At 60.1% G+C, this 1,302-nt stretch carries 2 protein-coding genes; both read left to right on the top strand.

From position 1 onward, the window contains the following. The coding region (locus ACR0P8_RS09860; protein ID WP_432624872.1) for a phosphate ABC transporter ATP-binding protein at positions 1–525 on the top strand (525 nt) is incomplete at its 5' end. Between the two features lie 279 nt (positions 526–804). After that, positions 805–1,302: metal ABC transporter solute-binding protein, Zn/Mn family (locus tag ACR0P8_RS09855; protein WP_432624871.1), on the top strand; the 498-nt coding region annotated here is incomplete at its 3' end.

The following is a 1,302-nucleotide window of genomic DNA, read 5'->3' as shown; positions in this document are numbered from 1 at the left end:
GACGTCGGCATGGTGTTCCAGCGTCCGAACCCGTTCCCGACCATGTCCATCCGCGAGAACGTGCTGGCCGGTGTGAAGCTCAACAACCGCAAGATCTCCAAGTCCGACGCGGATGATCTGGTCGAGTGGGCCCTGCGTGGCGCCAACCTGTGGAACGAGGTCAAGGATCGTCTGGACAATCCGGGCATCGGCCTGTCCGGCGGCCAGCAGCAGCGTCTGTGCATCGCACGCGCCGTGGCCGTGCACCCGCAGGTGCTGCTCATGGACGAACCGTGCTCCGCCCTCGACCCGATCTCCACCCTGGCCGTGGAGGATCTGATCAACGAGCTGAAGAACGAGTACACCATCGTGATCGTGACGCACAACATGCAGCAGGCCGCCCGTATCGCCGACTACACCGCCTTCTTCAACCTGAAGGCCGTCGGCCAGCCGGGTCACCTCGAGTACTTCACCGACACCACCACGATGTTCAACAACCCGCAGAACGAAGAAGCCGAACGCTACGTCTCCGGACGTTTTGGCTGATCGATAAGGCCGATTCGCCAAAACGTAGTGCCAACCCGGTGGGTTGGTGCGAGTCAGCTTCAGCTGGCCAGTTAATAGCGCTTCGCTGTGCGAAACTCTGTAATTGTACGTTTTGGCTGATCGGCAGCTCCTTTTCCCCGCAAACCGACGTTGAGATTGCTCTCGGCGTCGGTTTGTTGTTTTTCTTGTGGAAGCGACACGCGCTGTTGAGAATCATTCTCAGTTACGGTTATGATGGATTCACCGAAGCATGAAGCGTATGAAAATGGAGGAACCATCGTGAACCGTTATGCAAGAATTGCGATTGCCGTACTCGCTTCCGTCGGCCTTCTCACTTCCGCGTCTGCCTGCGGAACGTCGCAGAACGGTGCCGGTTCCGCGCATGGCGCGATTTCCGTCGTCTCCTCCATCAACCAATGGGGCACCCTCGCCGAGCAGCTCGGCGGAAGCGGCGTGCAGGTGACCAGCATCATCAACTCCACCAACGTGGACGCGCACGACTATGAGCCGACCACGTCCGACATCGCCAAACTGCAGAAGGCACGAATCGTCATCGTCAACGGCGCCGGGTACGACTCATGGGCCGTCAAAGCCGCGCAATCCGCCAAATCGCAAGTCATCAACGCGGCGGAGATCGGTGGCGTCAAGGATGGCGGCAACCCGCACGTCTGGTTCTCGGCGGCGGTGCGCAAAGCGGTCGCACAGGCCATCACCAGGGCATACGAGGGCACAAGGCCCGACGGCAAGGCCGATTTCGACAAGCTGAACCAGCAATGG

The organism is Bifidobacterium sp., from assembly GCF_050874245.1.
GTDB lineage: Bacteria > Actinomycetota > Actinomycetes > Actinomycetales > Bifidobacteriaceae > Bifidobacterium.
Note: the sequence above shows the minus strand (reverse complement) of the source record. Positions and strands in the feature narration are given on the sequence as shown.